Here is an 8076-nt window from a genome sequence, read left to right as displayed (position 1 = left end):
CCTCCCGTCCATAGGATCCCCGCCCATGACCGCTCTTTCCGTTCTCGACCTGTCGCCGATCGTCGAAGGCAGCAACGCTTCGCAATCGCTCGCCAATTCACTCGATCTCGCCCGCCATGCCGAGCGGCTGGGATACAGGCGCTATTGGCTGGCCGAGCATCACAACATGCCTGGCATCGCCAGCGCCGCCACCTCTGTCGTCATTGCCCACGTCGCAGGCGGTACCAGGACGATACGCGTCGGCGCCGGCGGCATCATGCTGCCCAACCATTCGCCGCTGGTCATCGCCGAGCAGTTCGGCACGCTTAACGCATTGCATCCCGGCCGCATCGACCTCGGCCTTGGCCGGGCGCCGGGCACCGACATGGGCACGGCGCGCGCGCTGCGCCGCAATCTCGAGGCCGGCGCCGACAGTTTCCCGCAGGATGTCGTCGAGCTGATGGGCTATTTCCAGGCGGCCGAAGACGGTCAGCGTATCCGCGCCGTACCCGGCGAGGGCGAGCAGGTGCCGATCTGGATCCTGGGCTCAAGCCTCTATGGCGCACAGCTCGCAGCCATGCTCGGCCTGCCCTACGCCTTCGCCTCGCATTTCGCACCGGCCGAACTCGACCACGCACTGGAGATCTACCGCTCGCGCTTCCAGCCATCGAAACAGCTCGACAAGCCCTATGTCATGCTCGGCCTCAACGTGTTCGCGGCGCCCTCCGACGCTGAGGCGCGGCTGCTGTTCACCTCGCTGCAGCAGGCCTTCGTCAATCTGCGCACCGGCCGGCCCGGCCGATTGCCGTCGCCGGTCGAGGGATATGAGCGCGACCTCGATCCGGTGGCCAAAACCATGCTTGGCCAGGCGCTGTCCTGCGCCGTCGTCGGCGCCCCGGAAACGGTCAGGCAAGGCATAGAAGCGTTTACCCGTCGCACCGGTGCCGATGAGCTGATGGTCACCGCGCAGATTTTCGACCACGCAGCGCGGGTGCGATCCTTCGAGATCCTGAGCGACGCCCACAAATCGCTGTCGGAAGCGGCCTGACAGCGGCATGGCTGGAAAGCCGTTGTGTAGCGATGCCTCGCGCCCCCCTCTGGCCTGCCGGACACCTCTCCGGTTGGGAATTTGCCGTCATCACGCTTTCGCCAGTCGCCAACGTCGCGGGAGTGAGTGGGCGCGGTGCTGACGCTGCCGATCTCCCGGTCCAAACACCCCCAAAGTGGGGGAGATGGCCGGAGCGCCAACGAGGAGTCCTCGTCAACGGTCACAAGCTACGGCGCTTACCTTGCCGCCAAGGACGCCGGTCGCGAGCAAGACATCAAGTTTTTCGGCGTCGACAGCCCCTGATCGAAGGCGTGCAGCTCTTGCCAACGGTGACGTTCGCCTACGTGACGCCGGGTGCCGAAGGGCTGCGGCAAGGCGATCAAGTTCCTGAACGGCGAGACGGTCGAAAAGACCATCACGCTTCCGATGCAGAAGATCACCAAGGAAAATGCCGCCCATATCCTGAAGGAGAATGGGGTCTGAGACGAAGTCGTCGATGACGAGTACCTCTCCCCGTTCTACGGGGAGAGGATGCCGGCAGGCAGGTGAGGGGCAGCGCTGACCAAGGCCGTGTTCACGCCAGCTTGGCCAAAAGCTTCATGAAAATGGCGGCCTCCTTGGCGGAAAGCGGCGCCAGCGTTTCCTCCGTGATATCGCGGGCGATCGGGATCAGCCGCTCGACGGCATTGCGGCCCTCAGCAGTCAGACTGACCAGCAGGCGCCTTTTGTCGACCTCATGCTTGGAAAGCTCGACCAGGCCCCGCGCCTTGAGCCGGTCGATGACGCCTTTCACCGTCGCCGCATCCATGGCGATCAGGCTGCCAAGCTGGTTCTGCGAGGTCTCGCCGACATCGTGCAATTTGGCCAGGGCGGCGAACTGCGGCGGTGTCAGGTCGGCGATGTGCGCGGCGAAGATCGAGACATGGCGCTGGTGCGCCTTGCGCAGGATGAAGCCGACCTGCTCCTGCAAGCGGTAATCGTTTTCGTCTGGCTCCTCGGCCTCGACCAGCTTGAGCTTGACGTCCTCGGCGCTCACCGCAGTCCGTCCCAAGCCTTGATGTCTTTTGCCGCAAGGCCGCCCATGCGGTCGTGCACGCGCGGGCCGCAGGTCATGGCGAGGCAGAACAGTATCTCGTCGGGACGAGGCCCGTCGCTGATGCCGACCTCCATGGCATCGAAATGGCTGCGCACATAGGCGGCGTTGATATGGCCGAGCGGCACGTCGAGCCGCGAGCCGAAGGCGCCGACCTTCTTTGCCGATGGCACGATCGCCTTGGCGTCACCGAGCCGTTCACGCATCGCATAGCCGCCAGGCACATGCCACAGCGCACCATGCTCCAGCTCCCCCGCGATACCGACGATGGCGCCCTTGCCGTAGCCGTCGATCTGCTTCACGTCGCCGCCCAACGCGGCGATCAGCTTGTCGGAAAGCAGCAGCCCGAGCGGCTTCAGATCGTCCATGGCGCTCTGCAGATCCTCCACGTAGCGGCCGGCGAACGGGTTCTTCACCACCGCCATGGCGGCGGCACGCCGGCGCGGCACCTTCGCCACCGGCCCGCCCTCGTGAAATATCTCTTCGCTCAGCACCGCAACCTTGCGGATCGCAAACTCAGACATGGGCAATTTCCTTCCTTGATTTCTCACTGGGCGCACTGAGCGCCATGGGACCGGCGATTCGTGCCTGACCGGCAAGGAACAGCGCTGAGGCGGCAATCAGGCCGTGTCCCCGAAACTCTTCGGCGACGGCGAGTCCGCTGTCCAGCGCCGCGGCTATTTCGCCTGATGAAAGCACGCCGACGCCCTGGGTGACCCGACGATCGCCAAGGTCGCTGTCGGGCGCCAGAGCGCGCGCCGGCACGCGCTCGACGGCAGGATGACCAGGCAGGTCGACGGCGTTGGCGACCAGGGTCGCGGCGGCATCGGCTTCAGCACCCGTCCGCGCCAGCACGGTGACGGCGTCGGCGATGCCGAGCGAAAAGGAACGGCCGCGCCAGCCGCTCGTCGCGACGCCGCGGATCCCGTCTTCGGCGTGGATCGTGATGCGGTCTGCCAAACCATGGACTGTCCCGGCAATGGCAAGGGTGATGGACCGGCCGTTGCCGAGATGGATCGCGCTGTCGCCGCCATTGTTGACGTAGGCGCGATCGAGCCGGCGCCCGGCCAGCAGCGCGCCAAGCATTTCGTCGGCTACCGAACCGGCGACGGCGGCCATGGGTGTGATGAATTGTTCCGCCAGCGGATTGACCGCCGCTTCCATGCGCCGCGCCGTCGGGCCAGCGAAAGCACGTGGCCGTAAGGAGGCTGGCCGGCGCAGTTCTGGCAGCTCTTCGACGAGTTCCGACAGGATTGTTTGAAACCGCGCCAGCGCCTGGCCATAGGCGGCCCGGCATTCGCTCGCGTCGCCGAATGCCTCAATGATCAGGTCGATCGGGCCATGATTGAGATGCAGCCGCCTGCCGTCCTCAAGCCAATGCGCCTGCGGGCCGTTCATCACTTGACCCCGTTGCCCGCTGCGCGCCGCAACTGCGCCAGCGGCGGCCACGGATTGCTGGCCGGCGCAGCCGTGCCGCGGCGCGGATTGAGATATTCGCCGCCTTTGGCGAGAATCTCATCGACGCTGCGGATCTCGGCTTCGTAGCCGCCGAGCCTGACATAGTCGTCGCGGCGCAGGGTGAACTCGATCGGCGCGACCAGCGCCGGTGTCGGCACATAGCCGAAGGCGTTTTCCGGCACGCGGGTGACGTCGACCATCAGCGTGATGCCGCCGCCCGGCCAGACATAGACCGGCGCGCCGCCAACGGTCACATAAGTCGTCAGGCCCTGCACCGAGCGGGTCAGATTGACCGGGTTCTCAGTGACGCCGGCGCGCAGCGAGCCGCCGGCTCCGCCGACGAAAAGCACGGTGCACAGCGCCGGCTCGCAATTGTCCTCGATCAGGCCGACAGACTTCTGCAGCCGCTCCGGGAAAGGTTTCTGCACCGGCTTCAACTCGTCGTCGAGCTCGTAATAGGCGAACTGCTCGCCGGTGGTCGAGACCATCAGCAGTGACAGGCCCGGCCGCGCGCCCTTCTTCGCATTCCATTCGCCTAGGATCGACAGCGGGTCGGAAATGCTGGTGCCGCCCCAGCCGAGGCCGGGCTCGGACACCTTGAAATAGCGGCCCGGGGTCGAACGGCGGCCGATAATTTTTATCCCCGTCTCCTGCCAGCCGAGCACCTTGCCTGCCTGATGCTCGGAGACGACGCCGGTGATGTGGTCGTCGACCACCACCACCTCGTCGACCAGGCCGCGCCATTGGGTGGCGAACATGCCGATCGTGGCAGAGCCGCAGCCGACGCGCATGCGGTGTTCGAGCTTGCCGTCGATGACCGGCGGCTTGCCGGCTTCGACGATCACCGTGGCACCGCCATCGATAGCAAGTTCGACCGGCTTGCGGTTGCATAGATTAAGCAGCGCATCGCAGGTGGCGCGGCCTTCGGCTTTCGAGCCGCCGGTCAGATGATGCACGCCGCCGAGCGACAGCATCTGCGAACCGTATTCGCCTGTCGTGACATGGCCGATCGCTTCGCCTCCGGCGCGCACCGTCGCCGTTTCGGGGCCGATATGACGGTCGGTATCGATCTTCACCTTGACGCCGCAGTAGGAGAAGATGCCCTCGGTGACCACGGTGACGAGATCGACGCCTTCGACCTGCTGGCTGACGATGAAAGGGGCCGGCTTGTAGTCGGGGTAGGTGGTGCCGGCGCCGATCGCGGTGACGAAGCGGCGGCCGGTGTTGACCAGTTCGCCGTCCCATTCTTCGCCCTCGGCGACAAACGGTACGACCGCGCCACCGGTCTCGGTCGCGTGGTCGAGGATGGTGAGCGGATCCATCCGCACGATCCTGCCGCCGACATTGCCGTAGCGATCACAGGCGCCGGTACGGCCGTCTGATATGTAGCACATCACTGGGCAGGCATCGCAGCGGATCTTCTCCGCCACCTGCTTCTCGCCGGGATCATGCGTTTCGAAGCGTTCGGCCAGCTCGCTCATCGGCGTGCCTCCTTGTCCCGTATCGCCGCGCGGATGCGGCTCGGCGTCGCCGGAATTTTGGTGACCAGGACACCGGTGGCATGACGGATGGCATTGAGGATCGCGGGCGCCGTCGGGATCAGCACGTGTTCGCCCAGACCCTTGGCGCCAAAGGGTCCTTCCGGATCCGGAACTTCGATCAGGATGGTCTCGATCGGCGGTACGTCGCCAATGGTCGGGATGAGATAGTCGTGCAGATTCTCGGTGCCGCCGGGGATGTATTCCTCCATCAGCGCCATGCCGATGCCTTGCGCGATGCCTCCCTCGATCTGGCCTTCGGCGAGCAGCGGATTGATCGCCTTGCCGACATCATGCGCGGCGGTGATCTTGATCAGCTTCACCGTACCGAGCTTGAGGTCGACTTCCAGTTCGGCGATCTGCGCGCCGTAGCCGTAGACCGCGTAAGGCTTGCCCTGGCCCTTGGCGTCGAGCGGCAATGTCGGCGGGTCGTAGCTTTCCTCGGCGCGGAAAACGAAGCCATCGGCATCGGCGTTCAGCGTTGACAAATCGATATGCCGGGTCGCTTCGCCCTCACGGATGACCAGGCTTGCGCCGTCCAGAGCGATCACCGCCTTCTCCGACACGTTGGCAAAGCGCAGCATGGTCTCGCGCAAGGCGCGGCCGGCCTTTTCGGCGGCCTTGCCGGTCACGAAGGTCTGGCGCGAAGCGGACGTCTTGCCGGCGTCCGGCGTGATTGCCGTGTCGGCGCTTTTCAGCCGGAATTTTTCCAGCGGCAGGCCGAGCGCGTCGGCGCAGATCTGGGCAATGACCGTGTTCGAGCCTTGCCCGATGTCAACCGCACCCTGATGCAGGACGACATCGCCGGAGGCGGAGATGCCGACCCTGATGGTCGACGGATTGGGTAGAGAGGTGTTGCCGCAGCCATACCAGCAAGAGGCGACACCGACGCCGCGTTTTTTTGTGCTGCTGCCGGCGTTGAACAACTCGGCATCGACAAGGGCGCGCATCCAATGCGGCCGCAGCGCTTCAAGGCACTCGGCGATGCCGACGCCCGATTCCAGCCTCTGGCCAGTAACCGTTTCGGAGCCGTTACGAAGACAGTTTTTCAAGCGAAAATCGAGCCGATCCAGCCCAAGCCTTTCGGCCAGCTCGTCATAGAGCGTCTCCTGCATGATCGTCGCCTGCGGCACGCCGAAGCCGCGGAAGGCGCCGGAGATCGGGCCGTTTGTGTGGATGGCGCGGCCTTCGGCGCGATAGTTCGGCGTTGCATAGGGACCGGAGGCATGCACCGGCACGCGGTTGGCGACGGTCGGACCCCAGCTCGCATAGGCGCCGGTGTTGAAATCGCCTGCAAAGACCATGCCGATGATGCGGCCATCGGCTTCGGCGCCGATCGTCGCCTTCATCTCAGCGGGATGGCGCTTCGTGGTCGAGATCATCGATTCATTGCGGGTGTAGGCGAGTGCGGCCGGCCGGGCGGTCTTCATGGCGACTAGGCCGATGAGAGGCTGCAACGAGACATCGAGTTTCGAGCCGAAGCCGCCGCCGGTGGCGGTTGGCACGATGCGCACCTTGTCGATGGCAAGTGCAAGCACCTTTGCCACATCGTCGCGGTCCATGTACGGCGCCTGCGTGCAGGCGACGACGACCAGCGTGTCGCCGTCCATATAGGCATGGCCGGCTTCCGGCTCGATATAGGCGTGCTCGACGTAGGACGTGTCGATGGCGCCGGAAACCGTGAAAGCCGCGCCGGCAAGCGCGGCTTCGGGGTCACCGCGCTCGACAAAGCCGGTGGTGAGCAGGTTTGCCGGCCGATTTTCGTGGATCAGCTGTGCGCCGCCGGCTTGCGCCTCGCAAGGCTGCAGAACGTGCGGCAACTCAGTCCAACGAACAGGGAAATCCGAAAGGTCGAGATCGAGCATGGCCTCGCGCTCACCGGCAACCAGCGCCACCGCCTCGCCGCGAAAGCGCGAAAAACCTTCGGCCAGCGCCGGCTGATCGGCAAAAGGCGCAATGACGCCGAAGCTGTTCTTTCCAGGAATGTCGGCAGCGGTGTAGACGCCGACGATGCCGGGATGAGCTTTTATCCAGGCGTCGAGATCGCCGAAAGCGAAGCGGGCATGATAATGCGGCGAGCGGACCACCAGCACCGCCAGCGCATCGGCCGGAAAGGAATCGCCGCCGAATTTTTCGCCTCCAGTGACTTTCGGCAGGCCGTCGAGCCTGATCGGCGACGAACCGACGGCATGGCCTGAGATTGGCATTCTGCGGTCAAGGTCGAGATCCAGCCGCTTAAGTTGGTGCTGCCCCTCACCCTCACCCCGTGAAAGACGGGGAGAGGGGGACGCCGGCGCTGGAGCTTGTCCCTTCTCCCCGTCACTATACGGGGAGAAGGTGCCGGCAGGCGGATTGGGGGCAGCGCCGTCGGTCGAGAGTTCGCTCGCGAACCGTCCAGCATTCATCACCGCAGCGATAATCTTGCGGTAGCCGGTGCAGCGGCAGAGGACGCCGCCCAGTGCATCCTGTGTTTCAGCCTCGGTTGGGTTAGGCTTGCTGTCGAGAAGTGCGGTCGCCGCGACCAGCAGGCCGGGTGTGCAGATGCCACACTGCGCTGCGCCATGATCGAGGAACGAGGCCTGCAGCGCCGATAATCTGCCGTTGGCGAGACCCTCGACGGTCGTCACCACGGTGCCAGCGGCAGAAGCCGCTGACATGAGGCAGGCGCAGACCGGTTCGCCATCGACAAGCACCGTGCAAGCGCCGCAGTCGCCGGCGTCGCAGCCGACCTTGGTGCCGGTCAGGTGCAATTCGTCGCGCAGCACCGAAGAGAGACGGCGAACCGGCGGCACGCAGACAGAAACAGCGGCGCCGTTGACTTTGAAAGCGATGTCGGCGCGTTCCATGCTCATGCGAGGCTGAGCCTCGCTCATGCCAGCCTGAGCCATGCTCATGCCAGGCTGAGCTTCAGTCATGTCAGGTTGAGCTTGGTTCATGCCGCCGCCACCCTTGCCGTAGGC

At 65.2% G+C, this 8076-nt stretch carries 6 protein-coding genes and 1 pseudogene; 2 read left to right on the top strand and 5 right to left on the bottom strand.

Translation table 11 applies throughout. The features are described from left to right. Window positions 1-25 precede the first annotated feature (25 nt). Together EOA85_RS20640 and EOA85_RS20635 are read left to right on the top strand one after the other, a co-directional pair. Window positions 26-1027 carry an LLM class flavin-dependent oxidoreductase gene (locus EOA85_RS20640; protein ID WP_127210975.1) on the top strand — a complete coding sequence of 334 codons (1002 nt, stop codon included), beginning with the start codon at window positions 26-28 and terminating at the stop codon, window positions 1025-1027. Window positions 1028-1252: 225 nt separating this feature from the next. Then, window positions 1253-1510: pseudogene (locus EOA85_RS20635) on the top strand (sugar ABC transporter substrate-binding protein); the annotation flags it as partial. A gap of 91 nt (window positions 1511-1601) precedes the next feature. Here the strand turns inward: EOA85_RS20635 and EOA85_RS20630 are convergent. From EOA85_RS20630 to EOA85_RS20610, 5 genes are read right to left on the bottom strand one after another with little or no spacing between them, the layout of a single operon-like run. Further along, window positions 1602-2063 carry a MarR family transcriptional regulator gene (locus tag EOA85_RS20630; protein WP_065011628.1) on the bottom strand — a complete coding sequence of 154 codons (462 nt, stop codon included), beginning with the start codon at window positions 2061-2063 and terminating at the stop codon, window positions 1602-1604. After that, the gene (locus EOA85_RS20625; protein ID WP_029347243.1) at window positions 2060-2644 is read right to left on the bottom strand and encodes an amino acid synthesis family protein; all 585 of its coding nucleotides are present in this window, start codon (window positions 2642-2644) and stop codon (window positions 2060-2062) included. The genes EOA85_RS20630 and EOA85_RS20625 overlap by 4 nt, the downstream gene beginning before the upstream one ends. Continuing rightward, the gene (locus tag EOA85_RS20620) at window positions 2637-3518 is read right to left on the bottom strand and encodes a UPF0280 family protein (protein WP_127210974.1); all 882 of its coding nucleotides are present in this window, start codon (window positions 3516-3518) and stop codon (window positions 2637-2639) included. Before EOA85_RS20620 ends, EOA85_RS20625 begins: the two co-directional genes overlap by 8 nt. Continuing rightward, on the bottom strand, window positions 3518-5059 hold the full coding sequence (locus EOA85_RS20615) for a 6-hydroxynicotinate reductase (RefSeq protein WP_127210973.1): 1542 nt from the start codon (window positions 5057-5059) through the stop codon (window positions 3518-3520). The genes EOA85_RS20620 and EOA85_RS20615 overlap by 1 nt, the downstream gene beginning before the upstream one ends. Next, window positions 5056-7989, bottom strand: coding sequence for a molybdopterin-dependent oxidoreductase (locus EOA85_RS20610; protein WP_127210972.1), 2934 nt, complete (start codon window positions 7987-7989; stop codon window positions 5056-5058). Before EOA85_RS20610 ends, EOA85_RS20615 begins: the two co-directional genes overlap by 4 nt. Window positions 7990-8076 lie beyond the last annotated feature (87 nt).

This window comes from Mesorhizobium sp. M5C.F.Ca.IN.020.29.1.1 (assembly GCF_003997375.1).
In the GTDB taxonomy this organism is placed as follows: Bacteria; Pseudomonadota; Alphaproteobacteria; order Rhizobiales; family Rhizobiaceae; genus Mesorhizobium; species Mesorhizobium wenxiniae.
The sequence above is the reverse complement of the archived record's forward strand: the minus strand, read 5'-3'. Positions and strand labels throughout refer to the sequence as shown.